The sequence below is a fragment of the Mycobacterium sp. IS-1496 genome (assembly GCF_001499995.1).
Lineage (GTDB): Bacteria > Actinomycetota > Actinomycetes > Mycobacteriales > Mycobacteriaceae > Mycobacterium.
In genome coordinates, this window is record NZ_LQIU01000045.1 from 140,459 (window position 1) to 166,902 (window position 26,444).

General features: G+C 69.7%; 25 protein-coding genes. 19 read left to right on the plus strand and 6 right to left on the minus strand.

Features of this window, described 5'->3' with window-relative positions:
* Positions 1-2 precede the first annotated feature (2 nt).
* Positions 3-722, minus strand: coding sequence for an eCIS core domain-containing protein (locus tag AU195_RS20365; protein WP_059160851.1), 720 nt, complete (start codon positions 720-722; stop codon positions 3-5).
* A 236-nt stretch (positions 723-958) separates the two neighbouring features.
* Between AU195_RS20365 and AU195_RS20370 the strand changes: the two genes are divergently transcribed.
* From AU195_RS20370 to AU195_RS20420, 12 genes are read left to right on the plus strand one after another with little or no spacing between them, the layout of a single operon-like run.
* Positions 959-2,500 carry a phage tail sheath family protein gene (locus AU195_RS20370; protein ID WP_059160852.1) on the plus strand — a complete coding sequence of 514 codons (1,542 nt, stop codon included), beginning with the start codon at positions 959-961 and terminating at the stop codon, positions 2,498-2,500.
* A gap of 36 nt (positions 2,501-2,536) precedes the next feature.
* On the plus strand, positions 2,537-2,989 hold the full coding sequence (locus tag AU195_RS20375) for a phage tail protein (RefSeq protein WP_059160853.1): 453 nt from the start codon (positions 2,537-2,539) through the stop codon (positions 2,987-2,989).
* Positions 2,982-3,413: a hypothetical protein gene (locus AU195_RS20380; RefSeq protein ID WP_059160854.1), complete on the plus strand. Its 432-nt coding sequence runs from the start codon at positions 2,982-2,984 to the stop codon at positions 3,411-3,413. The genes AU195_RS20375 and AU195_RS20380 overlap by 8 nt, the downstream gene beginning before the upstream one ends.
* Positions 3,410-3,568, plus strand: coding sequence for a DUF6760 family protein (locus AU195_RS25995; protein ID WP_172800653.1), 159 nt, complete (start codon positions 3,410-3,412; stop codon positions 3,566-3,568). The genes AU195_RS20380 and AU195_RS25995 overlap by 4 nt, the downstream gene beginning before the upstream one ends.
* A 3-nt stretch (positions 3,569-3,571) precedes the next feature.
* Positions 3,572-5,656, plus strand: a complete 2,085-nt coding sequence (locus AU195_RS20385; RefSeq protein WP_059160855.1) for a hypothetical protein — start codon at positions 3,572-3,574, stop codon at positions 5,654-5,656.
* Positions 5,657-5,669: 13 nt separating this feature from the next.
* Positions 5,670-6,116, plus strand: a complete 447-nt coding sequence (locus tag AU195_RS20390) for a phage tail protein (protein ID WP_059160856.1) — start codon at positions 5,670-5,672, stop codon at positions 6,114-6,116.
* On the plus strand, positions 6,113-6,877 hold the full coding sequence (locus tag AU195_RS20395) for a CIS tube protein (RefSeq protein ID WP_059160857.1): 765 nt from the start codon (positions 6,113-6,115) through the stop codon (positions 6,875-6,877). Before AU195_RS20390 ends, AU195_RS20395 begins: the two co-directional genes overlap by 4 nt.
* Positions 6,878-6,880: 3 nt before the next feature.
* Positions 6,881-8,644 carry a VgrG-related protein gene (locus tag AU195_RS20400; protein WP_059160858.1) on the plus strand — a complete coding sequence of 588 codons (1,764 nt, stop codon included), beginning with the start codon at positions 6,881-6,883 and terminating at the stop codon, positions 8,642-8,644.
* 15 nt (positions 8,645-8,659) lie between these two features.
* Positions 8,660-8,944 carry a PAAR domain-containing protein gene (locus tag AU195_RS20405; protein ID WP_059160859.1) on the plus strand — a complete coding sequence of 95 codons (285 nt, stop codon included), beginning with the start codon at positions 8,660-8,662 and terminating at the stop codon, positions 8,942-8,944.
* Positions 8,945-8,946: 2 nt separating this feature from the next.
* Positions 8,947-9,387 (plus strand): GPW/gp25 family protein, encoded by a 441-nt coding sequence (locus AU195_RS20410; RefSeq protein ID WP_059160860.1) that lies wholly within the window; start codon positions 8,947-8,949, stop codon positions 9,385-9,387.
* Between the two features lies 1 nt (position 9,388).
* Positions 9,389-11,344: a putative baseplate assembly protein gene (locus AU195_RS20415; protein ID WP_059160861.1), complete on the plus strand. Its 1,956-nt coding sequence runs from the start codon at positions 9,389-9,391 to the stop codon at positions 11,342-11,344.
* The gene (locus AU195_RS20420; protein ID WP_286149415.1) at positions 11,341-11,877 is read left to right on the plus strand and encodes a phage tail protein; all 537 of its coding nucleotides are present in this window, start codon (positions 11,341-11,343) and stop codon (positions 11,875-11,877) included. The genes AU195_RS20415 and AU195_RS20420 overlap by 4 nt, the downstream gene beginning before the upstream one ends.
* Here AU195_RS20420 and AU195_RS20425 read toward each other — a convergent pair.
* Complete coding sequence (locus AU195_RS20425) at positions 11,850-14,495, minus strand: AfsR/SARP family transcriptional regulator (RefSeq protein WP_059160919.1); 2,646 nt, start codon at positions 14,493-14,495, stop codon at positions 11,850-11,852. The genes AU195_RS20420 and AU195_RS20425 overlap by 28 nt on opposite strands.
* A 31-nt stretch (positions 14,496-14,526) precedes the next feature.
* The gene (locus AU195_RS20430) at positions 14,527-17,169 is read right to left on the minus strand and encodes a helix-turn-helix transcriptional regulator (protein WP_059160862.1); all 2,643 of its coding nucleotides are present in this window, start codon (positions 17,167-17,169) and stop codon (positions 14,527-14,529) included.
* A gap of 405 nt (positions 17,170-17,574) precedes the next feature.
* On the opposite strand from AU195_RS20430, the gene AU195_RS20435 reads away from it, so the two are divergent.
* Positions 17,575-18,423, plus strand: a complete 849-nt coding sequence (locus tag AU195_RS20435; RefSeq protein WP_216636403.1) for a DUF8453 domain-containing protein — start codon at positions 17,575-17,577, stop codon at positions 18,421-18,423.
* Between the two features lie 4 nt (positions 18,424-18,427).
* On the opposite strand, the gene AU195_RS20440 is transcribed toward AU195_RS20435, so the two are convergent.
* On the minus strand, positions 18,428-19,078 hold the full coding sequence (locus tag AU195_RS20440; RefSeq protein WP_059160863.1) for an HD domain-containing protein: 651 nt from the start codon (positions 19,076-19,078) through the stop codon (positions 18,428-18,430).
* 113 nt (positions 19,079-19,191) lie between these two features.
* On the opposite strand from AU195_RS20440, the gene AU195_RS20445 reads away from it, so the two are divergent.
* From AU195_RS20445 to AU195_RS20460, 4 genes are all read left to right on the plus strand, one after another.
* The gene (locus tag AU195_RS20445) at positions 19,192-19,890 is read left to right on the plus strand and encodes a crotonase/enoyl-CoA hydratase family protein (protein WP_059160864.1); all 699 of its coding nucleotides are present in this window, start codon (positions 19,192-19,194) and stop codon (positions 19,888-19,890) included.
* 7 nt (positions 19,891-19,897) lie between these two features.
* The gene (locus AU195_RS20450) at positions 19,898-20,488 is read left to right on the plus strand and encodes a TetR/AcrR family transcriptional regulator (protein WP_059160865.1); all 591 of its coding nucleotides are present in this window, start codon (positions 19,898-19,900) and stop codon (positions 20,486-20,488) included.
* 65 nt (positions 20,489-20,553) lie between these two features.
* A complete protein-coding gene (locus AU195_RS20455) occupies positions 20,554-21,294 on the plus strand; it encodes a hypothetical protein (RefSeq protein ID WP_059160866.1) in 741 nt (246 codons plus the stop codon).
* 10 nt (positions 21,295-21,304) lie between these two features.
* The gene (locus tag AU195_RS20460; protein WP_059160867.1) at positions 21,305-22,885 is read left to right on the plus strand and encodes an HD domain-containing phosphohydrolase; all 1,581 of its coding nucleotides are present in this window, start codon (positions 21,305-21,307) and stop codon (positions 22,883-22,885) included.
* On the opposite strand, the gene usfY is transcribed toward AU195_RS20460, so the two are convergent.
* Positions 22,882-23,190, minus strand: a complete 309-nt coding sequence (usfY, locus tag AU195_RS20465; protein WP_059160868.1) for a protein UsfY — start codon at positions 23,188-23,190, stop codon at positions 22,882-22,884. The genes AU195_RS20460 and usfY overlap by 4 nt on opposite strands.
* Positions 23,191-23,266: 76 nt before the next feature.
* On the opposite strand from usfY, the gene AU195_RS20470 reads away from it, so the two are divergent.
* Both AU195_RS20470 and AU195_RS20475 read left to right on the plus strand, forming a co-directional pair.
* Positions 23,267-24,262, plus strand: a complete 996-nt coding sequence (locus AU195_RS20470) for a magnesium transporter CorA family protein (RefSeq protein WP_059160869.1) — start codon at positions 23,267-23,269, stop codon at positions 24,260-24,262.
* Between the two features lie 168 nt (positions 24,263-24,430).
* Positions 24,431-25,312, plus strand: a complete 882-nt coding sequence (locus AU195_RS20475; RefSeq protein ID WP_059160870.1) for a hypothetical protein — start codon at positions 24,431-24,433, stop codon at positions 25,310-25,312.
* On the opposite strand, the gene AU195_RS20480 is transcribed toward AU195_RS20475, so the two are convergent.
* On the minus strand, positions 25,258-26,412 hold the full coding sequence (locus AU195_RS20480) for an NAD(P)/FAD-dependent oxidoreductase (protein WP_059160871.1): 1,155 nt from the start codon (positions 26,410-26,412) through the stop codon (positions 25,258-25,260). The genes AU195_RS20475 and AU195_RS20480 overlap by 55 nt on opposite strands.
* Positions 26,413-26,444 lie beyond the last annotated feature (32 nt).

The following is a 26,444-nucleotide window of genomic DNA, read 5'->3' on the forward strand; positions in this document are numbered from 1 at the left end:
GGTTACGCCGTCTCCTCCTCGCCCTCTTCCTCGGCGCGCTGCACGAATGTCTGTGCGGTCTCTTCTTCTTCGTCGCCCTCGCGCTGGACGGAAGGGGTGTCGGATCCGTCAGCGCTCCGCTGGACGTCGTGGGTCTGAGGGGGGCTCGGTGCGGCCATCAGACGGTCCGCGTTGGCGACGGCGTCGCGTTCGAACCGGTCCGACGGGTCGCTGACCTTCACGCCGCCGCCCGCGTCGGTGCCGTCGACCGGTCCGCTGCGCTGTTGGACGACGTGGGTGAGTTCGTGAGCCAGCATGTGTTTCCCGGATTCCGATGCCGGGTCGTACTTGTCGCGCTGGAAGACGATGTTCGACCCGACCGTGTACGCCTGCGCATTGACGGATTTGGCCGACTCGTGCGCCGCGCCGTCGGTGTGGACCCGGACGTCGCCGAAGTCGTGTCCGAACCGGCCCTCCATGTCCGCACGGACATCGGACTGCAGCGGACTGCCCCCGCCCGAACTGACGACGTCGTGCACCGGCGAGCGCTCGTCGTCGATCATCGCCGCGGTGCTCCCGTTGCCGACGGCACGCTGCAGCCCGGCCACACCGCGGGGCCCGGCCGCATCCAGCCGGCCCGACAGAGCGGCACGTAGCGCAAGGGACGATTCGGACTCCTCCAGCCGGGAAGCCTTGGGCCGCAGAGTGGACTCGAGGCTCTGGTCGGTGTCGTGGGCATGCATTTCCGCCTCACTTCCCTGGTGTGGTGATGCTGCAACGATCCGCCGCCCACCGATAGGGGGCAAGACGCCAAGGCGTGGCCCTTCGGGCAGTCCGGCGTGCCCGAAAGGGCAGTCGCCGGTCCGGCCTGAACGGGCATCCACCGGTGCCCCTCTGACCGTCCCACCGCCTCTGCCATCACCTGCCGGCCGCGCTCACGATCGTGGTGGCCAGCCCACCAACTCAGTGAGGAGGCGCAATGCCGACATACCTGTCGCCGGGTGTCTACGTCGAGGAGATCGACTCCGGCTCACGTCCGATTCAAGGCGTCGGGACGGCGGTGGCGGCCTTCGTCGGGTTCGCCGCGAAGGGACCCGTCAACGAACCCACCCTCGTCACCAACTGGACCCAGTTCACCAACGTGTTCGGCGGTCCGATCGAGAACGCGTGCCTGGCGCAGTCGGTGTTCGCGTTCTTCCAGAACGGCGGGGGCAAGGCCTACATCGTCGCCATCGGCGACGAAGCCGGCCGCAACGGCGGCGCCACGAGCAACCCCGCCCTGGAATCGGCGCCACAGGCCATGCTCGGCCACGGTTTGCGCGTGCTGGCCCGTGACACCGGCGCACCGTCGAACAGCCTCAAGGTCCGCATCGTCGAGTCGCAGAAGGACGGCGACGGCCAACCGAGCCGCCTCCAGGTGGAGGTGCTGCGCAACGACGAACCGATCGAGCACCACGACAACATCACCACCACGCGCGGCAAGACCTTCGTGGTCTCGGTGGTCAACGCGGCCTCGCAGCTGATCAAACTCGAACCGGTGAGCGGACAGTCGCTCGACGACCTGCAGGCCGGTATGGAGGTCGCCCTCGCCGCCCCGGCGCCGGTCGACGTGGCACCGCCCGAACAGCTTTCGGCCGAGGACTACGTCGGCGACGTCACCGAACGCAGCGGCGTGGCGGGGCTCGAAGCGGTCGATGAGATCACGATGCTGTGCATGCCCGACCTGATGACGGCCTACCAACGCGAAGCCATCGACCTGGAGACCGTGCAATCGGTGCAGCTGAAGATGATCACCCACTGTGAGTTGATGGGCGACCGGATGGCGATCCTGGACCCACCGCCGGGGATGAACGCCCAGCAGGTCAAGGAGTGGCTCGTCGAGAAGGCGAACTACGACTCGAAGTACGCGGCGCTGTACTGGCCGTGGGTCAGTACCGGCGACGGGCAGTACCTCCCGCCGTCGGGTTTCATCGCCGGCATCTGGAGCCGCAACGACGACACCCGCGGCGTGCACAAAGCCCCGGCCAACGAGATCGTACGGGGCGCAGTCAAACTCGCGTCCAACATCACCCGGAACGAGCATGATCTGCTGAACCCGGCGGGCATCAACTGCATCCGGGCGTTCCCCGGCCGCGGCATCCGGGTGTGGGGGGCGCGCACCCTGTCGAGTGATCCGGCCTGGCGCTACCTGAACATCCGGCGGCTGTTCAACTATCTGGAGGAGTCGATCCTGGAGAACACCGACTGGGTGGTGTTCGAGCCCAACGACGAGGCGCTGTGGGCGAAGTTGCGGCGCACCATCAGCGCGTTCCTGGTCAACGAGTGGCGCAAAGGCGCGTTGTTCGGTCAGACCCCGGATGAGGCGTTCTTCGTCAAGTGCGACGCGGAGACCAATCCGGCCGAGGGCATCGACGCCGGTGAGGTCGTCTGCCAGATCGGTGTCGCACCGGTCAAGCCGGCCGAGTTCGTCATCTTCCGGCTCGCCCAGTACTCCGGCGGGACCAGCCTGGTAGCCGAGTGACACCGCAGGAATCGACACCGAAAGTAGGGACACACCATGGCTCTGCCCGAGAACGACAGCTCCGTAGGCCATTCGTTCGGCCTGGAGTTCGACGGCATTCAGATCAAGGCGATCACCGAGGTGACCGGCTTGAAGATGGAACAGGACGTCATCGAGTACAAGTCCAATACGGCCACCGACGGCAAGTATCTGGTCAAGAAGTTGCCCGGCCGGTGGAAGGCGGGTGAGTGCACGCTCACCCGGCCGCTGACCGGCGACCAGAGCTTCGACAAGTGGGTCAAGGACTCTCAGCTGGGCAAGATGGGCAACGCCCGCAAGGGCGGCGCGATCGTCGTCTACGACTACGAGGGCAACGCCGTCAAGCGTTACAAGATCACCGCGGCGTGGCCCAAGAGCCTCGAGATCAGCTCGCTCAAGGCAGGCGACACCAGCGTGCTCACCGAGAAGCTCGTGCTGACCTACGAGAAGTGCGAGCCCGAGGGTGCGTAGAGGACCCGCGTTCGCCGTCCCGGACGTCGCCGACCACGAGGCGCCCGTCCGCGAACTGCGCACCGAATTCCCCTTCGTCCTGCCCCGTGGCTACGTCGACGCGAGCGGCGAGATCCATCGCCAGGGGGTGATGCGATTGGCCACTGCGCGTGACGAATTGGTCTCGCAACGCGATGACCGGGTGCGGGAGGACCCGCGCTATCTCAGCGTCGTGCTGATCGGCCGGGTGGTCTCGCGCCTGGGCGGGGTCGAGGACGTCCACGCCGGCGTGATCGAGAACCTCTTCGCATCCGACCTCGCGTTCCTGCAGGACCTCTATCGCCGGGTCAACCAGGACGGCCACACCCAGGCGGGTGTGCGCTGCCCGGGATGCGGCACCGAGTTCACCGTCGACTTCGCCGGGAGCCGCCTGGGGGAATCGTGACGTACGGGGCCGAACACCTGCACGACGAGGTCGCGTACATCGCCTACCACCTGCACTGGCCGCTGGATCAGCTCCTCGACCTCGAGCACCGGGACCGGCGCCGCTACGTGCGCCTGGTGCAGAACCTCTGCGCGCAGGAGAGAAACGGAAGGTGAACGATGGCAGGACTGGCTGGATGGTGGCCGCGGCGGCGGACGGTTCCGGCGGCGCCGCCGAGTGCCGCCCCGGACCCTCGCTGGCAGGCGCTGCCGCCGATCCAACGGACAGTCGGCGGCATCGCCGCGACGACTGATCTCGACCGGTTCTCCACCTCGCTGACCACCGCGCGCAACCCGGGCTTGGTGTCGTCCGCCGGCACGCTGGCCACCGAGCATGCCGACACGCTGACGATCCTCGATATCGGCGCCCCGCCTCCACAACCTCCGCCGCGACCCGTCGTCGCGTCGCAGCCGCGTTCATGGCAGCGCAGCGTTCACCTGCCGCAGCGCATGGTGTCCGCACCGGATCCCGTTCAGCGCAGCGAGGATTCGGCGGCCCCGGTGTTCGCGGATACCGCGGAAACCACAGAAACACCTGAGGCCGCCGAGACCGCCGAAGCGCCGGTGACCGCATCGGCGGTTCCGCTGCCCGAGGGCACCTCACTGACGCGGGCACCCGATCCCGGCGAGCACCGCGAGCTTCCCGTCGTCGCACCGCTTGCCCCGCCGTTCGCCGAGCCGGTTCAGCACGAGACCCCCGTCGCCACGGGTGACCCGGTGCGGCCCGCACAGGCCGCCACGCCGGTACAGCGCGTCGCTGACGGGGCTGCGACTCCCCCGTCCCCGCCGCCACCGGTGCCGCGCACGGCGGCTGCGGAGACGCTGTCGGCCAACGGGTCCCTCCACTCGTCGGGGCCCGGTCACCGGGTTGTCCAACGCAGCACGACGGTGCCGGCGCCCGCGCCGCCGTCGCCCTCACCGCACGTCGACACCACACGGCCGGTCCCGGAGCCACCCGCATCCCCGCCTGACGTCATCGCCGTCGCGCAGCCCGATCCGCCCGCCGACACCCGCGACGGCCACGGCCCGGCCATCACCGACGGACCAACCGCACCATCGATCGAACGCGATGTGCAGCGCGCGGTCGCAAGCGAGGCGATCACCTGGCTCGCCCCCGACGACCCGGTGCGCCCCATCCCGGCCCGGCGACCCGCACCGATGGACCACCACACCGGGACAACACCGGCAGCCACGGTGCAGCGTGTGTCGGTGCAGCGTGTGTCGGTGCAGCGTCCGACCACACCTTCGGCCTTGGTCGATCCGGCACCTGAACGCCCCACCGGGGCAACGCCTCCGGCCGCGCGCAACCGCGATGTGGTTGCGGCGCAACGGGTCGAACACCATGAACCGCCGCCGGTGGCCGAAATACCCCCGCTCCAACGGATCGCGGTCGCGCCGGCCCACGAAGCGGTCCACTCGCCGCCGCAGCCGCTCGGGCTTCACACGCAGCGACCCGCCACCCCGCCCGAGACGCACCACCCCGCCGCCCCGGCCGGTCGGACACCGGCCACCGCGCTCCCGGCGACGACAGCCCCACCCGTGGCGCAGCGCGCCACGACTCCCGCGCCATCAACTCTCGCCGCGGCGACGCGCTCCGTCCCAGCGCGGCCCGGCACTCCGACACCGCCGACCGCGCACCCGCACGAGGTGGTCCCCGAGGTGCAGCGCAGCGTCACCCCGATCGCGCCCGACTCCGCACCGGGCCCCGCCCCGCACATGCGCGTCGTCCTTCCGCCGCTGCGCGCGCCGGAGCGTCCGGAGAGCAGTGACGACCCCGCGCCGCTACCGGTCCAGCAGATCGCGGAAAGCCCGCGGCCGATGCCGTTGCAGCGCATGTTCGAACACGCTGCCGCGCCCCGGGACCCCGGCGGCCGGAGCTCCGTCACGACGACGCGCCCGCCTCCCGCTTCGGTTGTGGAGCACCACGAGTACACGGAGGTCAGTTTCGGCGAGCTTTCGGTGCAGCGGGATGCGGAACCCTCCGAGACCGCCGCGCCGGCCGACGAGCCGACCGCTGCCGGCGCACCGGAGACGACGGCGACGGTGACCGCGGTGGCGCCACAGACCGCGACCGGTGGCGCCACACCGGCGGGCGGCAACATCGACGAACTGGTCAACCGCCTCTACGACCCGCTCGCTGCCCGGTTGCGTTCCGAGCTCTGGCTCGACCGCGAACGCGCGGGTGTGCTGATGGACCTGCGATGACACAGGAGGACCGATGAGCGCGGACGACAACGACGAACCGTGGGTGGGTGTGTGTTTCGCGGTCGAACTCGACAAGGAGTCCATCGGCACGTTCTCGACCTGCGAGGGACTCGGGCTCGAGGTCGTGATGGAGCAGCGCGAGGAAGGCGGCAACAATGCGATGGTCTGGCAGCTCCCGACGCGGATGAAGTTCAGCAACATCAAGCTCTCCCGACCCGTCGGGCGGGACAGCGAGAAGCTGATCAAGTGGATATCCGCCGCGCTGGGAGGGATCAAACCCACCACCGCGGTGATCAAGGCGATGCGCTCCGACGGTGAGGCGATCGCCACCTGGTCGCTCGACGGTGTGGTGCCCGTGCGGTGGACCGGCCCCAGCCTGAATCTCGACTCCCCCAAGGTGTTCACCGAGACACTCGAGATCGCCCACCACGGCTTCCTCCCGGGCGGTCAGGGCCGATGACCGCCATCGCGCTCACCAGTTCGGGCAAGCCGGCCAACATCTCCGACAGCACGATCGTGAGTTCGGCCAACCCGTCCTACGACCATGCGTCGATCGACATGTACGAGGCCGCCGAGGCGCCTGGCGGCAGCAAGCTCGGATCGCCGATCGGCAGCATCGCCTTCCAGTTCAACCCCAAGGAGGTGTCGATCAGCAAGTCGGCGAAGTGGGAGCGCAAACCGGTCAAAGGCGCGAAACAGGCAGGGCCGCCGGAGTTCAGCGGCGCCGACCCGTGCAAGCTCACCCTCGAGATGTTCTTCGACGCCACGCTCAAACACGCCGACAGCGTGGTCGACGCGGTCGAGAAGCTGTTCAGTTGCTGTGTCCCACTGGAGAAGACACGCAACGCGAAGAAGCCGATGCCCCCGCTGGTGGTGTTCAAATGGGGCAACGTCACCAGCTTCCCGGCCTTCGTCACCCAGGTGAACGCCAAGTACACCCGGTTCGCACCCAACGGTGTGCCGATTCGCGCGGTCTGCTCGGTCAACCTCGAGGAGATGCCTGCCGAACGGAGCAAGCAGAACCCCACCTCCGGTGTGTTCGACGTCGACCGCGCCCACACCCTCATCGCCGGGGACACCCTGGCTCTCGTGGCCTACCGCGAGTACGGCAACCCCACCATGTGGCGTGCGCTCGCCGAGTACAACCGCATCGACGATCCGATGCGCATCCCCGCGGGCACACCGATCCTGCTCCCTCCCGCCGAGACCCTGGCCCGGTGAGCCATGACCAGCACCGCCAGCTTCCTCGTCACCTTCGACGGCAGTCCGCTGCCCGCCGACGTGACGGCGCTGCTGACATCGGCGTACGTGGATTTCAGCCTGCGACTCCCCGATGCCTTCATGCTCCGGTTCCGCGATCCCGGCCGCATCGTCGTCGACAAGTCGAAGGTGCGCATGGGCACCAAGGTGACGATCTCCGTCGCCACCGACTCCACCCCGACCCCCGAACCGCTGCTGTCCGGTGAGGTCACCGCGGTCGAGGCGGTGCTCGACAACACCGGATCCTTCACCGCCATCCGGGGATTCGATCCCACCCACCGGTTGTTCCGCGGGCGGCACACCACCTCCTACACCCAGATCACCGCCTCCGACGCGGTCACCCAGGTCGCCCAGCGGGCCGGGCTGACACCCGGTCAGGTCGAATCCACCCCCACCGTGTTCGATCACCTGGGCCAGTGCGGACAGACGGACTGGGAGTTCCTCGACACGGTCGCTCGGCGGGTCGGATTCGAGTTGAAGATGCGCGAGGACAAACTCGACTTCAGCGCGCGCCAGCCCGCCGAGAAGGCGCCGACACCGTCCGGGCAGACCGCCAACCCACTCGTGTTGCGTCTGGGCACCGACCTGCTGCGGTTCCGCGGCGTCGTGACCGCCGCCGAGCAGGTGGCCAAGGTCGAGGTGCGGGGATGGGACGTGGCGCAGAAACGCAAGATCGTCAGCACGGTGCCCGCGGGCACGACGAGCGTCGAACTGCCCACGCTGACACCGAAGGACATCGCCGGAGCCTTCGGTGATCCGACCTATGTCGCATCGGATGTCGCCTACCGCACGCAGTCCGAGGCGGATTCGGCCGCCGGCGCGCTGGCCGAGGAGATCGGCAGCTCCTTCGCCGAGGTCGACGCCGTGGCCCGCGGCAACCCGAAACTGCGCGCCGACGTCAGCATCATGATCGAGAACGCGGGCGCACCCTTCGACGGGAAGTACACGATCACCACCGCGCGACACCGCTATGACGTCAACAGCGGTGGCTACACCACCGCCTTCTCGGTGACCGGACGCCAGGAGCGCAGCCTCTACGGACTGGCCGGCGGTGGTGGGCGGACACACGGCGGCTTCGGTGTCGTCATCGCCCAGGTCTCCGACGTCAACGACCCCGCAGGCCAGGGCCGCGTGCGGCTGACCTTCCCGTGGCTGTCCGACGACTACGTCAGCGACTGGGCGCGCACCGTGCAGCTCGGCGCAGGCAGCACCCGCGGGGGCCTGATCCTGCCGGAGGTCGGCGACGAGGTGCTCGTCGCCTTCGAACAGGGCGACCCGCAACGGCCCTACGTGCTCGGCGGTCTGCACAACGGGGCCGACCTGCCGGACTCCACGGGCCCGAGCGTCATCGACAGCGGATCCGGTGCGGTGAACCGCCGCTCGCTGGTATCGCGGCGCGGCCACCGCATCGACCTGTTCGACGACGAGGGCCGCTCCGACGGCCTCACCACCGCCACCGGCGACGGCAAACTCCGGGTGGCGCTCGACGCGGCCGGCAGCAGGATCGACGTCCACAGCGACGGGACGGTGACCATCACCGGAACCCGAGGCGTCGTCGTCGACGCCGCGGGCGACAAGCTCGAGCTCACGGGCCGAGACATCACCATCGCTGCCGCGCAGAGTGTTTCGGTGAAGGCACCACGGGTCAAGGTGACGGCCGACGCCACCGCGACACTGTCCGCATCCGGCCCCACGGTCATCCAGGGCTCACCCGTGAAGATCAACTGAACGGAGAACACGACGATGCCGCCAGCCGCCAGGGTCGGTGATCCGACCGGCCATCCCGGGATCATTGCCGGTCCCGGTGTGCCCACCGTGCTCATCGAGGGCAGACCGGCCGCCGTCCTCGGCGACATGCACACGTGCATGATGCCTCCCCCGGCACCCCACCCACCGACCCCGCTCGTCGGACCCGGTTGTCCCACCGTGCTGATCGGCGGCAGGGTCGCCGCGGTGGTCGGCGACCTCGCCGGCTGCTCGGCGCCCGTCCTGCCGCCCGGCGCGGCCACCGTGCTGATCGGAGGATGAGCATGACGATCGACTTCATCGGCGCCGGCTGGAACTTCCCGGTCGACGTCGACGCGACCGGCTCGGTTGCCCTGGCCACCGGCAGCCGTGACATCGAGCAGGCCATCCGCCTGATCCTGTGCACGTCACCCGGTGAGCGTCCGATGCGTCCCGAATTCGGCTGCCGCATCAACGATCACCTCTTCTCCCTCACCAACGAGGCGACCGCCGCGTCGATCGCGAACGACGTCCGGGCGGCGCTCGAACAGTGGGAGCCGCGCATCGACGTCGAGAACGTGCGGGTCGGTTACAGCCAAGTCGATTTCGGCACGTTCTACGTCGACGTGCAATACCGCATCCGGGGCGACAACGACGACCGCAACCTCGTGTTCCCGTTCTACGTCATCCCCGACGAGCCGCCCGCGCTCACCGGCACCCACCAACCCGCTCTGGGAGGCGGCTGACATGTTGCCCGCTCCGCGACTCGACGACCGTGACTTCCAGAGTCTCGTCGACGACGCCCGCCGTCACATCCGCCGGAGCTGCCCGGCCTGGTCGGAACACAACATCTCCGACCCCGGGATCACCCTGGTCGAGACCGTCGCGATGATGCTGGATCAGCTGCTCTACCGCCTCAACCGCGTTCCCGACCGGCACTACGTGAAGTTCCTCGAACTGCTGGGCCTGGAGTTGCGCCCACCCGGTGCGGCGCAGGGTGAGGTGACGTTCTGGCTGTCCGCACCGCAACCGCAGACCGTCCGGGTCCGGGAGGGGATCGAGATCAGCACGGACCGAACCGATCTCGAGGAGCCGGTGGTGTTCTCCACGGCCGAACCACTCGACATCATCCCCTGCACACTGGAGTCCGGTCAGGTGGCGACGGTGGCGGCCGGCGGGATCCCGGTCGACCAGAACCCGACCACCGGCACCGGATTCGCCTGTTTCTCGCCGATGCCCACGCCCGGAGACGCTCTGTTGATCGGCCTGAACGCGGCGGTGCCCCGCTGCGCGGTGCTGCTGCGCATCGTCTGCCAGGTCTCCGGAGTCGGGGTCGACCCCACCGATCCGCCCTACGTGTGGGAGGCCTGGACCGAACCCGGCGGGTGGCAGCCGTGTGAGGTCGATCGCGACGAGACCCAGGCCTTCAACCAACCCGGCGACGTCATCCTGCACGTCCCCAAGGGACATACGCTCGCCTCGCCGGAAACGCTCTCGGGCACCCGTCGAGGATGGTTGCGCTGCCGACTGCTCGAACCGTCGCCCGGCCAGGACACCTACAGTGAGTCACCGCTGATCAACTCGATCAGCGCGGCCACCAAGGGCGGCACCATTCCGATCGTGCACGCCCGGGTCATCCGCGACGAGCTGCTCGGGATCTCCGACGGCACACCGGCACAACGCTTTCCCCTCAAGAACCGCCCGGTGCTGCCATGGGCGGCGACCACGCTGTCGGTGATCCGCGACGGCGACGCCACCGACTGGCACGCCGTGGAGAACTTCGCCTTCGAGAAGCGGGACAGCCCGAGCTTCCACGTCGATGCCGTCGCGGGTGAGGTCGTGTTCGGGCCCGCCGTGCGGGAAGGCGACGGCACCCTCACCCAGTACGGGAAGGTCCCGCCGAAGGGTGCCACGTTGAAGATGACGGCCTACCGGACGGGAGGCGGGCCCGCGGGCAACGTGCGCAAGGGCGCGATCCACGTGCTCAAGACCAGCGTGCCGTACGTGTCCACCGTGGAGAACCGGCGCTCCGCGGCCGGCGGCGCGCCCGCCGAGACCATCGACGACGCCAAGATCCGGGGACCGCTGCTGATCCGGTCCCGTGGCAGAGCAGTGACGGCGGAGGATTTCGAGGAACTGGCCCGCGAGGCGGCGCCGGGCGTCGCGCGGGTGCACTGCCTGACACCGTCCAGTCCCGGCGAGGCGGGCATCGTCCGGTTGCTGGTCGTACCGAACGTGTCCAGCGATGCGCTCGACGCCGTCCGCAGGGAAGACCTCGACCTGTCCGAGGAAACGAAGGCACGCATCAAGGCCCACCTCGACGAGCGCAAGCTCGCAGGAACCCAAGTGCGCGTCAAAGAGCCCGCCTACCAAGGGCTGACCGTCGTGGCGACACTGACGCCGCTGGCGGGGTATCGGCGCGACCGGCTCCGCGACGACGTGCTGAGGGCGCTCAACCGGCTGCTTCACCCCCTCACGGGTGGATACGACGGAACCGGATGGCCGATCGGACGACCGGTGCAACGGCACGAACTGGCCGCCGCGCTCGCGTGGACGCCGGGCGTCGACATGGCCAAAGAGCTGACACTGGACCTGTACCCGGCCGACGTCACCACCGGTGCGCGCGGCGAGAGGGTCGACACATTGCTGCTCAACCCCGACGCGCTCGTCCTGTCCCACCGGCACAAGGTGCAGTGGAGATGACGGTGAATCGCCCGGCCTGCGACCTGAGTTCGCCGCTGCCCCTGATCGAGACGATGCCGGGGGTGTACCGCAGCGACCCGATGACGCAATCGCTGTGCGGCGTCTTCGACGAGCTGCTCGCCCCGGTGTTCGCGGTGCTCGACGGGTTTCCCGCGTACCTCGACCCCGCCACCACGCCGGAGGCCATGCTGGACTGGCTGGCCGCCTGGATCGGCCTCGCATTCGACGGCCACGTCGACGCCCAGCGCAAACGGGAACTCGTCATGTCCGGTGTCGCCCTGCTGCCGTGGCGGGGCACCGCGAGAGCCATTCGCGCAGCGGTCAACTCAGTGTTCGACCAGCCGGTCGAGATCCTGGAGCCGGCTCCGGGCGAGGCGCCGGTGCTGCTGGTCCGGTTGGTCACCGACACGCCCGACGGTGTCGATCTCAGCCGCCTCGACGCGATCGTGGCCGCGGTGAAACCCGCCCATCTCCCGCACCGGGTGGAGGCCGTCGCCCGCGACGGTCACCGGCCGACGGCCAACTCCGCTTGAATGCGGGCACATTCGCGTCGGCTGAGCTCGGCGGCACTGGGGTCGCCGCCGCTTTCGTGCAGTTCGGCCATCAACAGCCACGGACCCTCCTGGTACGGGTCGAGGTCCACGGACTGCTGCGCCGCGGCCAGCGCCTCGGCTCCCCTGCCCCGCGCACGGTGGTCGGCCGCCAGGCCCGCCGCGGCCGACGCGGCGGCACGGCGCAAGCGCTGCCGTTCGTCGTCCACCGGGTCGGCGGCCACCCCGGGCAGCAGATCCCCCGTGTAGACGACCAGCGCCCGGCGCCGCGCCGCGATCCGGCCGTCGACGTCGCCTCGCGCGGATGCGGTGGCCGCCGCCGTCATCGCCGCGCCGAAGTCCACGACGTCGACGGCCGAACCCGCGGGCAGGCAGAGGCGGTAGCACTCACCGCGGCGCTCGACGGTGACCGGGCCGTCGCCGAACAGGTTGCGCACACTCGACACCGCAACCTGCAGCCGGTGACATGCGGCGGTGTGCGGGGCACCCGGCCACAACGCCTCTTCGAGGAACTCGCGGTGGTGATCGATGCCGGGAGCCAGCGCGAGGAGCTGCAACACGCTGCGCGCCTGCGGTCTCAACCGGCTCAGGTCGACCGGCGCGCCCGCCACCTCGATGCGGAACTCACCGAAGCAGCGGACGGCCACCGGCACCGGCGTCGTCTTCCGGATCGGGGCGTCGGTGCACCAGCGCGCCAGCATCGGCGCATCCAACTCGGTGAATCGCGCCGCCGCATCGGTCAATTCGACCGACGGCATGCCGAACGCCCTCTTGCTCAGACCGACCGCCAGGGTCAGCAGGGCCCCACCCCACACGTCGCCGCGGGCGTCACACGCCGCGATCACCTCGGCGCAGCACTCCAGTCGCCATGCGGCGTCACCGGAGCGGGCGAGCGCCAACTGCTGCAACCCGTGCGCCAGGCGGGCCAGCCACGGCAGTCCGTTGGCCTCGGCGAGTGCCGCGACGTCGCTGGTGCCCGAGGAATCGTCCAGGTCTCCGGCGTCGGCACGCAGCACGTCGAGCACCTCCCACGCCAGATCGGCGGCGATCGCCACGGCGGCGCCGGCACTCTCGTCGCGGCGCACCGACGCGATCGCCGTACGGGCCCAGTCGGTGTCAGCGGCGACCAACGCGACCAGACCGCGCGCCAGCCGAACCCCCGCGTCACCGGTCGTCGGGGCACAGGCGCGCAGGTCCGGTGTCTCACGCAGCCCGTCCCGCAGCACCCGGCTCCAATGCCGGAACGCCGGAGCGCATCCTGCCGTCGCCGGAAGCCAGCCCGTCACCGCCTGCGCTTCCGACGCGCAGATCTCGCTGAACCGCCGCTCGTCATAACAGCTCTGGCTGACGACGTAGGCGTCCTTGGCGGCCTGCAGCGCGCCGTCACGGGCGAGCCGACGGGCGTTGGCCAACGACAGCCAGGGGTCGCGCCGGAACGTCACCGGCGGCAGGAGATCCTCTCCGATTCCGTCCGCGCCGGCCCTGCGGATCAGGCGGGAGACCGCGGGCCAGTCCTCGGCCTTGGCGAAAGCCCTGGTGGCCGAACGCAGATCGCCCAGCGACTCCAGCACCACACCGCTGCGGGCGTACCACGCGCGGGCTCCGTCGCTGCCGTACTCCTCGACCAACGCCAACTCGAGATGGGTCTGCAGCACCTCGTGATAGCGGAAGTGCAGACCGTCGTCGTCGGTCGACGTGAACAGCTGTTCGCGGTCGAGCATCTCGAGCACCCGATGGCTACCGCCGGTGTTGAGCAGCGCATCGCAGGCGGGCCCGGACAGTCGACCGAGGGTGCAGGTCCGGAGGAGGAACACCCGCCGGTCATCGGGTAGCGCGCCCAGGACGTTTCGGGCCAGATAGGAGCGGACCAGCTTCGACCGTCCACCGAGGTCCGACACCGCCTGGTGCCGCTCGGCCGCGCTTCGCCCGGTCGTGGCGAGGTGGAACAACTGCAGTCCAGCCGCCCACCCCCCGGTGCGCCGGGTCAGGGCCGCGGCCGCCTCGGGACGCAGGGGTTGGTGGTAGACGTTGGCGAACAGTTCCTCGACTTCCCATGAGCGGAAGCGCAATTGGTCACTGCCGGTTTCGTGGAAGGTCCCCGAGACCCGCAGGCGCGGGATGTTGATGTCAGGGGTCCGCCGCGACCCCAGGATGACGCGCAGCCGCCGGGGCCGCAGGGACAGGAACCGCTCCAGCGCGTGCTCGGCCGGGGTTTCGGCGATCTCGTGCAGATCGTCGAGGATCACCAGCGCGTCGGGACCGGACCAGCTGTCCAGGGCGGACAGCAGCGTGTCCATCGAGCGGGCGTCGCCGGTCCCGCACACGGGGCCCAGCGCGGCGGCGAGGTGCGTGACGAACCGCGACTCCGCGCCGTCGTCGTCGGTGACCCGGTACCACCCGACCGGACCGCCGCGTGCCGCGGCCACCCGGGACAGCAGGGTGGTCTTACCGGAGCCTGCGGGAGCGACCACCAGATCGACGACGGTGGACGGCGCGTCGAGCAGCGCTGACTCCAGACGGGGACGCGCCAGGCCGGTCGCCTCCGGTGCGCGCAGTTTCTCGCGGAACACGACACCGTCGCAGCGCACTCGTGTGCTCATCTCGGCCACCCCCACGATCCGCGGACCGAATCTACGGCGCTTGCCCGGGCACCCGCGTGAGTAGCGGACTACTCGATTTGCGGGCAGGCTGTCTGCGCACCGCGGCCGCGAGGTCCGCCCGGTCACGCAGATCCAGCTTCGCGCAGGACCGGTAGATGTGGTTCTCCACGGTTCGCACCGACACCGTCAACCGTTCGGCCACCTCACGATTCGTCAGCCCCTCCGCGACCAGCACCGCGACTTCGAGTTCGCGGGAACTGAGCGGCAACGGGCGGGCGGCGGAGCCGATGGCGGGCGTGATCGCGCCGCCACACTCAGCTGCCAATTTCAGCGCCCGCGCGGCAGAGTCGGCGCCCTTGCGCGGCCACCCGTCGATCTCGTGAAGCACGGCCGCCTGGGCCGCCGAGTCCGCAGCGGACAGGAGGTAGCCGGCCTCCTGGTAGTCACGGCTGACCGCGTCGAGGCGCTCGGCGTCCGCCGAGGCAAGCGCGGCGGCGTGGCGCCGATGCAGGTTGACCACCCCACCGTCGACCACCCGCGCCAGCGCCGCCAGGCGGGGCGCCGCGGCACGGTCACCGAAGCGGGCCGCGTGGTGCAGCGCTTCCGCCTCGACGGCGAACTGCCCCGAGCGGTGCGCCAGGTCCGCCGCGGTGCGCGCCAGGTCGATGGCGGTGCGCCCGCCACCCCGGGCCGCCACCATCCACGCCTTCGCGATCAGGGCCTGCGGATGATGTAGCGCCATATGGGGTCCGAGCTGTCCGGTCGTCTCGGCCAGCACCCGTTCGGCACTCTTCGTGTCCCCCAGCGCGGAGTACGCCCGCACCAGCAGAAGCCGCGCCACGAGCCGCCACGGCATCGAGTTCTCCGCGTTCAGCGCTGCGAGCGCCTGTTCGAGAGAGGACACCGCGTCCGGGAAGTGGCCGCGGTACACCTCGACGCAGCCCGCCATGATCTTGGTGATCGCCCACCCGACGAACTGCCCGCACGATGAGAACCGGGCGCACTGCGCCACCGCCGCGTCGGCGGCGTCGAGTTCCCCGGAGTACACCCGCGCGACGACCAGGCCGTAGCGGATCATGAACCTGATCATCCCGTCGGTCGGGGTCAGGTCGGGCCGGCAGAGCGCGGCGATCGGTTCGAAGCCGTCGCCGTGACCGATCGCGGGAAGGGCCAAACCGGCTGCCAGAGCGGCGAATTCCACCGCCTGCTCCGGCGCGTCGGGATTGTCGATCACCGCCCGCGCGGCGTGCAGTCCGTCGGCGATCCTGTTCTCGTGCACGGCCATCGCCGCCCCCACCGCGGACACGATCGCGCGCAGCGCAGGGTGCGCGACCCGACGGTGCAGCACACCCAGGAGCCGATGGGCCCGCTCGACGTCGCCCACCGCCCAGAACAGGATCGACAGACGCGGAAGGCCCCAGAGCACCAGTTGCGACTCGTCGAGGGCGGCGGGGTCGAAGAGGGCGAGGATGTCGTCGGCCTCGGCGGCGCGCCCCTGCCACAGCAGGGCCCGGGACAGCAGGCCCGCCGCCCGCAGATCGCCGTGGCGTTCGAAGGCCAAGCGGGCGAAGCGCTCCGCCGTCTCCAGGTTCGCCAGGAACAGGGCGTCCTTGCCCGCATCGATCAGCAACGCGTCGTCGACGTCTCGATCACTGCCGACGTAGAGCTCGGCGAGGCGGATGCGGGTCGCCGCCGAGTCGGGCTCACGGGTGGAGAGCACGTCGACGATCCGGCCCCGCAGCCGCCGTGCCGATGCGGTGCCGATGCGCTGTCGGATCACGTCCCCGAACAACGGATGGCTTATCCGGGCGTTGAGTTGACCACCGTCCTGGACGACGTGGATCAACCCCTGGGTCTCACCGGCGTCGACGGCCTCCGCGCCGGCCAACGCACACAGGGTGTCGAGGTCCAGCGGTTCGTACAGCGCGAGCACCTTCAAGGCCGACAGTGCCTCGGCGCCCGCCCGGTCGAGGCGGGCTTCCAGCAACGCCACCATCCCGGACGACACGGCCGCGTGGCCGCGCAGTTGCCACACGCCGTTCACCTCGGTGAGTGCGCCGGCAGCCAGCGCGCCCTCGACGAGATGCCGCAGGAACAGCGGGTTACCGCTCGACGAATTCCACATCACGTCGGCGGACAGCCCCTCGACGGTGCCCCGCAGAACTCTTTGCACCAGTGAAATGCATTGCGACTTCGTGAAGGGGTGCAACTCCAGACGCTCGAGAATTCCGTCCTTCCACAATGACGTGACCGCATCAGGAACCGCTTCGCCGCTCCGCACCGTCGCGATGATCCGTCCGCTGCCCTCGACGGCGACCTGGTGGAGCAACGTTGCCGACAACTGGTCGAGAAGATGGGCGTCGTCGACCCCGAGCACGGTGTCGTCGGCGTCGAGGAGTGCCTCGCGGGCCGAAGTCAGCAGGGCGATCGGATCGCGGGCGGCGGTCATGGTGACCCACGGCGCAAAGGCGCCGAGCGGGATGACTTTCGAGGATTCCGTGCATGACGCCCACCGGACGGACGGGATCGTGGCCGTCGCGGTTCTGGCGAGCGTCGTCTTGCCGACGCCCGCCTGACCGACCAGCACCACCCCGCGTTTGTCCGCATCGCTGAGTGCGGAACGGATGAAGTCGCGTTCCCCCGCACGGTCGAGCAACTGCCAACGGTTGCCCACGCGTCGAATTGTAGATTCGTCTTGTAACGAGTAAGAAGTCGATTTCCGGACTTTTCACGATACTTTGAAAGCGAAAGGATCTGCGGAGTTCGGCGTGGCCGCTGCCGGTGCCGACAAGACTTCCGCACCTTCACATATCCCGTTAACGAAACGCAATGGCGGTCAGCGGCCCGCGTATCGAATATCCGAAAATGGTGGCTGAAACGTGTTCACGCACAGTTGTCAGTCGAATAGGCGCTTTTCGTCGAACCGCATTTTCCGCAACTATCGTCACGTTCTCCGCGCGAGCGGCTATCGCCCCGGTGATCTGGACCTATGGCGCGACGGCCGCTCGCATCTCGTTGCTGCGGATTCGTCAGCGAACGGTAGTCTGCCCCCAGCGCACGAGGACCTGTTGGGGGCGCGGTGGACTGGATCGAGGATCGCTGGCGGGACCTGACCGGAATCGGGTCCGCGGGCTGGCTGGCCGTCGCGACCTGGGCCGCCCTGGTTCTCGGCGTGGTCGCGCTCATCTACGTCTCCCGGCATCTCCGCCGAAGCCGCGACCTGCGCGCCCACGAACTCGCCCCGCACGTCGTGATGTACATGGAGCCGCACGCGGCGGACTGGCACGTCATCGAACTCGTGGTCCGCAACTACGGCCGGACCGCCGCGCACGACATCCGGTTCGAGTTCACCTACCCACCGACGGTGGCCCGCTACGAGGACCGCGCCGACGGCACCCCCGACGTCGTCGAACTCGAGTTGCCCGACGAGCTCCCGGTCCTCGCGCCGGGGCAGGAATGGCGCACGGTGTGGGATTCGGCGATCGACCGCAACGAACTCGGCGGGTCGATCCGCTCACGCTTCGACGGTGTGGTGACGTTCCACGACGAGTCCCGCCGCGCGGGCCGCGCGTCGCGACGCCGCAGGGTGCACACCAGCCGGGTGGTCCTGGACTGGGCGACGCTGCAGCCCGTGCAGCGCCTCGAGTTGATGACCTCCCACGACCTGGCGCGCCAGGAGAAGCAGAAGCTCGAACTGCTGCGCACGGTGCTGACGTACTTCCAGTACGCGTCGAAGGAGACCCGCCCCGACGTGCTGCGGGCCGAGATCGACCGAATGACCAACGCGGTCAGGGAGACTCAGGACCGATGGCGCACCCGCGAACACGACGAGACGACGGTGCTGGACTTCCCGTGGATCGAACGCAACGGCGTCCCGCTGCACAACGGGGCGTCGCGGACGGCGGGCAGGCACCACCGCGGCGCCTGACGCGTCACCGGTCGACGGGTTCGTCTCCCCAGCCCGAGTGCTTCACCATGTCCAGGAAGGTGAGCGAACCGCCGTTGAGCACCTCGTGCACGTGGGCGGGGAACGTGAACGGCGGCGCCTTGCGCGGATTGGCCGCGATACCGCGAGCGATCAGGTCGGCGATCGCATAGCCGAGATCGTGGCGAGGCCAATCCGCGTTCACCCGGTCGACGAAGCCGGGCGACAGCAGCTGCCGGCCGACACCGTTGATGTCGAGCGAGATCCCGCCGAACGACACGGCCTGCTCGGCGCCGAACCGGTCCGCCAGGCCGACACTGGTGTGCAGCGCGATGCCCTCCCACACCGTCCTTGCCCGGGCGCCGTCGACGCCGTGTTCACGCAGGAACCCCGCTGCGGCGTCGGCCCCGTCGACCTCGAAGCGCTGATCACCGTCGCCGTGGGCGGTGAGGCCGAGGTCGTGCAGCACGCACGTGAGGTAGACGAGTTCGTCGTCGTAGTCGGTACCGCCGCGCAGACCCTTGGCCGAGGCCAGTTCTCGGGCGAAGAGGTAACTGCGGACGGTGTGGTTGGCGATGCACGGCGTCGACACATCGAGCACCAATCGCAATGCGGCGGAACAGACTTCGGTATCCGGTAGATCCCACGAATGCGTCATGCGGTGAGCCTGCCGCAACCGCGACCTCCGCGACGAGTGGCTAGATCGTCACATATCGACGGAATCTGGCCAACATCTTGGCTTTCGTAACAGCGTTACGTAACGTCGCCCGCATGAGCGACACCGTGAACTACGACCTGACCGAATCCGTCGCGACCGTCACGATGGACGACGGCAAAGCCAACGTCCTCTCACCGACCATGCAGGCCAACCTCAACGAGGCCTTCGACCGGGCCGAGAAGGACGACTCCAAAGCCGTTGTGCTGGCGGGCAATCAGAAGCTGTTCAGCGGCGGGTTCGACCTGGCGGTGTTCGCCTCGGGGGACGCGCAGGCCGCGCTCGGCATGCTCACCGGCGGGTTCGAACTGGCCGTGCGCTGCCTGACCTTCCCGAAACCGGTGATCATGGCCGCGACCGGACCGGCCATCGCCATGGGTTCGTTCCTGCTGCTGTCCGGCGACGTCCGGATCGGCTCACCGCGGTCGCGCTGCCAGGCCAACGAGGTCGCGATCGGCATGGTGCTGCCGATCAGCGCGATCGAACTGATGCGGATGCGGTTGACGCCCGCGGCGTTCCAGCGTGGCATCTCCATGGCCGCGACGTTCGCCGGTGACGCCGCGATCGCCGCCGGCTGGCTCGACGAGGTGGTGGAGCAGGACGCCGTGCTGACGCGGGCGCAGGAGGTCGCGGCCGAGGCGGCTTCGACGCTGCACCTGAGCGCGCACGTCGCGAGCAAGCTCAAGGCCCGCGACCATGCGCTGCAGGCGATCCGCGCCGGAATCGACGGTCTGGCAACGGAGTTCGGCGGCTAGGGCGTCCATGCCTCGCGCCAAGCAGCGCACCCCCGAACTGCGGGACCGGCTGCTGGAGGTGGCCGTCGCGACGCTCAACGACGAGGGCGTCGCCCGGCTCACCACACGGCGGGTCGCCGAGCGGGCGGGCACGTCGGTGCCCGCGGTCTACGAGTTGTTCGACGACAAGGCCGGGCTGGTGCGGGCGATCTTCTTCGAGGGGTTCCGGCGACTGGGCCGCGACCTGGCGCAGACGCCGGTGACCGACGACCCGGTGGCCGACGTCGAGGCGCTGGTGCCGGCGTTCCGTCACTTCTGCCTGGACTCGCCGAGGCTGGCGCAGGTGATGTTCTCCCGGCCGTTCGCCGACTTCGACCCGGGTCCGGAGGAACTGGCCGCCGGCGAGGCGGTGCGTGACACCTTCCTCGACCGTATTCAGCGGTGTCTCGACGAGGGAGCCCTAGCCGGCGACGCGGTGGACATCGCGCACGTCCTGCTCGCGCTGGCCAAGGGGCTGGCGGTGCAGGAGGCCGGCTGCTGGCTGGGCACGACGGCACGCTCGGTCGAGCGGCGGTGGCAACTCGGGGTGCACGCGCTGCTGGCGGGCTTCCGCCCGTAGGGCCTACGGGAAATGAGGCGAATGCCCCATGCCCGCCGCGGGTTCCCCGCCGCAGCATCGGTGGCATGAACACACAACCCACCCCCCAGGCGGCCGCCCAGGCGACCGCGACCCAACCCCTTCCCGACGGTGACGACGAGCGCGTCGTCGGCTTCGGCGTGATGGGCCTGCCCTTCACCAGCGGCCACTACCTCGCCTACCGCGACTTCCCCGCGACGTCGTTCTCCCCCGCCTACCTGTCGGTGTGGCACCGCACCCCCGACGGCGTGTGGACGTTCTACGCCACCACGCCCGGCGCACAGAGCTGTTCGCGGTACTTCAGCTCCGCCACCACCGTCGACCCCGTCGTCTGCGACATCACCGCGACGTGGACGACACCGTGGACGCTCGAGATCTCGATCCCCGACGTCCTGCGGTGGCGGGTCGACATCACCGCCACCCCCACGACGAAGGCCCTCACGGCCGTCGGCACCCACCTGCCCGCCCGGACGTGGACCAACCGCGCGGCGCTCGGACTGCTCGGCCGGGTCGTCGGCCCGGTCCTCGGGGCGGGCAGCATCCGGCTGACGGGCACGGCGTCCAACGGCCAGCACTTCCGGATCGGCCCGAAGCGGGTATGGCTGGTCACCGACTCCACCGCGACAGTGCGCGGCGAGGATCTCGGGCCGACCGGACCACTGCCACAGCAGGCCAGGCTGGCCGACTTCCGGCTGCCGCAGCGGGGAATCTGCGTCGTCGGCCAGGGCCTGTTCGACCCGTTCGACACCCGCCGGCACCGCGACGCTGACCGGCTTTCGCTGACCTGATGACCAGGCCATGACGACGGCGCACAATCAGGTCGTGACCAGTCGCCCGCAGGCCGCGGGGCTCCCGACACGTGCGGAAGTCCTCGCGGCCCTGTCGGTGGCCATCGACCTCGGCCTCGGCCAGCCCGCCGAGCACATGCTGCGTTCGGCGCTGATCGCCACCCGACTCGCCGACCGCTTGAAACTCTCCCCCGCGCAACGTGATTGCGTGTACTACACGACGCTGGTCATGTGGATCGGCTGCCATGCCGACTCCCACGAGTACGCGCGGTGGTTCGGTGACGACATCGCGGTGCGGCGGGCGTCGTACCTCGTCGACTGGTCCGGGCTGCCGTATCAGCGGTTCCTGCTGGCCAACATCGCCCACGGCGAACCGCTGCTGCAGCGGCTGCGGACCGCGGCGGCGCTGTATGCCGATGCGCGCGGCAACATCTCGCGGCTCATCCATTCCCACTGCGCGTCGGCGTCGACGCTCGCCGAGCGGATCGGCCTCGACGGCGATGTGCAGCGGGTGCTCAGGTTCACCTTCGAACGGTTCGACGGCGGCGGACTGCCCGGCGGCGCCGCCGGAGACGCGATCCCCATCGAGATGCGGGTGGCCCAGTTCGCGGATCTGGTGGAGGTGCATCACCGTGAGCACGGCGTCGAGGGTGCGGTCGCGATGGCCCGCAGCCGGCGCGGCGGCCAGTTCGACCCGGCTGTGGTGGACGCGTTCGTCGCCGACCCCGACGCGGTGCTGACGATGCCGACGTCGGTGTGGACCACAGCGCTGCAACAGGCACCGGACCGCCACGACCGGCTCGACGCGCCCGGCCTCGACGCACTGCTGATCGCGCTCGGCGACTTCGTCGATCTCAAATGCCCCTTCACCGCGGGACATTCACGCGCGGTCGCCGCACTGGCCGCGTCCGCGGCCGCCGCGCTGGGTCTCGACACCGAGGCGGTGGCGTTGACGCGCCGGGCCGGCCACGTCCACGACGTCGGCCGCATCGGGGTGTCGAACCAGGTGTGGTCGAAGGCTTCGGCGCTGAGCACGGCGGAGTTCGAGCGCGTGCGGTTGCACCCGTACCTGACCGAGCGGATCCTGCGCCAGGTGCCCGGGCTCGCCCAGGTGGCATCCGTCGCGGCGAACCACCACGAGCGTCTCGACGGCACCGGGTACCCACGCGGGCTCGGTGCGCGGGAGCTGACCACGCCCGATCGGGTGCTCGCGGCCGCCGTCGCCTTTCAGGATGCGTGCGAGCCGCGGCCGTACCGCGCACAGATGGCGCCGGGCGACGCGGCGCGCCGGGTCCGGCAGCGGGTGCGCGACGGCGGACTGGATCCGGCCGCCGCCGACGCGGTGCTCCACGCCGCGGGCCAACCGGCCCGGCCCAGGGCGCGATCCGGTGCGCTGACCGCCCGCGAAGCCGAGGTGCTGTGTCTGGTGGCGCAGGGGGCGACGAACAGGGAGATCGCGGCGAGGCTCGTCATCAGCGAGAAAACCGCACGCAACCACGTCGAGCGCACCTACGCCAAGATCGGGGTGTCCAACCGCGTCGCGGCGAGCCTGTACGCCCTCGAGCACGGCCTGCTGGGGCGCCTCGCCTAAGCGGCGGGCCGGTGCGTGGCGTCCGGGTGCTGGCTGCGCCAGAGCCGCTCGATGCGCAGCACGCGGCGGTGCTCGAGCGCGATCAGGCCGCCGCCCGCGGTGACCACCGCGCCGGTGACCAACGCGAGCGGGAGCACCAGGCTGGTCTCCCCATACGCGGCGGATGCCACGATGGCCGCCAGCCCGATGACGCCGAGCGCGATCAACACCAGCCCGGGGAACCAGAGAGTGTCGATGAACGATTCGCCCGCGCGGGGCTGGTAGGTCCGTGCGTGATCGATCGGATCGTGATGCGCGCCCTTCATCGCATCCTTCTTTCTTCGAGAGATACTCCAGGCTACGCCCGAAGTGATGCACGTCACATAACGTTCTCCTGACAAGATGGGGCCCGTGAGTGACGTCCGTGGGCGGGTATGGCGGAACGGCGAACCGCAGGACGAGTTCGAGTTCGCCGGGATCTCCGACTACCTCGCCGAACCGGGGACCCTCGTCTGGGCCGACGTCTACGCCTCCGACCACGCCATCCTCAAAGACCTCGCCCACGAACTGGGCCTCAACGAGTGGGCCGTCGAGGACGCGGTCGCCGAATCCGAACGCACCAAGGCCACCGTCTATCCGACGCACACGTTCTTCACCGTCTACAGCGTCGACACCCACGAACCGGACAGCGACACCGACTCCACGCTGGCTGTTCACCGCATCTCCGGGTTCGTGCTGCCGCGGGGGCTGATCACCGTGCGGATGTCGCCGGACTTCGACATCGAGGCGGTCTCCGAGCGGTTCGACGAACTCGGCGGCCAGGAATTCGGCGTCGGCGCCCTCGTGCACGCCCTGCTCGACACGGTGGTCGACGGCCATTTCGCGGCGGTGCAGGACCTCGACGACGCCATCGAGGAGGTCGAGGACGCGTTGTTCTCCGACGCGAAGCTGCCGGGTGGGTTGCAGCGCAGGACATTTCAGCTGCGTAAGGACCTCGTGCACCTGCGGCGGGTGGTGTTGCCGATGCGTGAGGTGGTCAATTCGATCCAGCACCGCCGCTTCGACGCGAAGACCTCGCCCGAGCTCGACCCGCGCTACGCCGACCTCTACGACCACGTGCTGCGGGCGTCGGAGTGGACCGAGTCGCTGCGCGACATGATCACGACCGTCTTCGAGACGAATCTGTCCCTACAGGACGCCCGGCTCAACATGGTGATGAAGAAGCTGACCGGCTGGGCGGCGATCATCGCGGTGCCGACGGCCATCACCGGGTTCTACGGCCAGAACGTCATCTACCCGGGGATCGAGACGGTCGCGGGGTTCGTCACGAGTTCGGTACTGATCCTGCTGCTGGTCGCGATCCTCTATGTGATGTTCAGACGCCGCGACTGGCTCTAGGTCGGCATAGCCGCACGCGCCCTACGCCCGTTGTCGACACCACGGCTGTCGATTTCCCGCCAACCCGCGAAACCACAGCCCTGGGGTCGAAACCGAGCACAGCATCGGAATAGCCACTCCCTCCTCAGAGCCGGCGGGCTTGTCGGTGAGGCGGGCCATCATCGCGGCATGTTCCCGATCGTGGGTTCCGAGGAGATCGCCGCCGGACGGCTGACGCGGGCGGCATTGCGGTGGAACTACACCGCTATCCACCCGAACATCTACCTGCCCCGAGGCGCGACCCGCACACCTGCCGCGAGGACCGCGGCCGCGTTCCTCTGGACAGGACGCAAGGGCGTCATCGCCGGCCGGGCGGCCGCCCATCTGCACGGCGTGTACTGGGCCTTGACAGACCATGACATCGAGGTGATCGGCAAGCACCGCAAGCCCGTGCACGGTGTCGCGATCCACGACGAACGCATCGGCCCGGACGAGATCCGCCACTACGGAGCCGAACTCCTCGTCACCTCTCCGGCCCGCACCGCTCTGGATCTCGGCCGCCGTCTGCCCCGGGTCGAGGCCGTGACCGTGCTCGACGCTCTGGCGGCCGCGTCGGGTGTGACGGCCGCAGAGGTTCAGGCGCTGGCAGCCCGCTACCCGGGGATGCGCGGGATGCCGGCGGCTCGGGAGGCCGTCGAGCTGATGGACGGCGGTGCCCAGTCGCGGGAGGAGTCGATGATCCGGCTGTTCCTGATGGACGCCGGTCTACCCAGACCGACGACGAGCATCTCGCTCGAGGACAAGCTCTGGTCGGCGCGCATCGCCATGGGCTGGAAGTTCGCGAAGGTCGGCATCAGCTTCGAATCCGACGACCACCTCGAGAGCTACTCAGGGGTGCAGCGGCTCGAGACCGAGGAACTGATACAACGGCTGGGCTGGTTGCACATTCGCGCACATCCGTGGCGCAGCCTACGAATCGTCCGGTCGCGCGCGCGAGCGGCGCTCATGTCCCGCGCTCAGCCCACTTGGAGTGGCGAGTGGGTGCCCACCAGATCGGCGGCCAGCCGGTAGTCGTCGTCGGCGTTGAGGCTGAGCACCCCGACCACCTCACCGCCTGCCTCGTACCAGACCGTGAAGCCGTCGCGGTGGTCGACGAGCCGGCTGTGCTCGTACGGAACGCCCCAGCCGCGGTACTTGAGCCGGGCCTCGCCGATCGCGCAGTGGAACCCCGGCACCTTCGCCCAGGCGGTCGGATATCCCGCGGCGGCCGCGCCGGCGATCTCGCCCTGATCGGCGGCGTCGCGCCAGTGTTCGGTCGGGATCGACCTGCCCGCGGCGACGTTGAACGCCAGCGCGACGTCGCCCGCGGCGAAGACGTTGGGCGCTGACGTGTGCATGTGCTCGTTGACGACGATCCGCCCGGCCCGGGTCCGGATCCCCGCCGCCTCGGCCAACCGGGCGTCCGGGCGCACCCCCGTCGCGGCGACGACGAGATCGCCGTCGAGCGCACCGCCGTCGTCGAGGGTCACACCGTCGTCACGCACCTCCACGACGCGCACCGGGCCGGTGAATCGGACGCCGCAGTCCGACAACAGCTTCGCGATGCGCTCACCCGCGTCGAGGCCGAACCGGCGCTGCAGCGGCACCGGTTCGCCGGCCACCATCGTCGTGGCGATCCCGTTGGCCGCCAGACACGCGGCCGCCTCACACCCGATCAGCCCGCCGCCGATCACCACGGCGGTGCGGGCCTGCAGGGCGGTCATGCGGATGGCGACGGCATCGGCGAGCGAACGCAGCCGCAGTGCGTTCGCGGCGCCGGGCACGTCGAGCGGGACGGGCGTGGCGCCGGGTGCGAGCACCAGACTCCAGTACGGGTAGCGCCGCCCGCCGCGGGTGATCACCTCGCGGGCGTCGAGGTCGATGTGGTCGACGGTGATGCCGCGGACGAGTTCTAGGCGCCTCTTGTCGAACCAGTCGGGCGTGTGGAGGTCGACGTTCTGGTCGCGACCGCAGAGGAAGTCTTTGCTCAGCGGCGGCTTGGCGTAGGGCATCGCGGGGTCGGCGGTCAGGATCTGTACGCGCAGGTGCGGGTGCCGCTCGCGGAACGCCGCGGCCGCGCTGAGCCCGGCGGGTCCGCTGCCGACGGCGATCAACCCTGACGACGTTGCCACGTCCGGGGAGTACCACCGCCGAGACCCGGTTA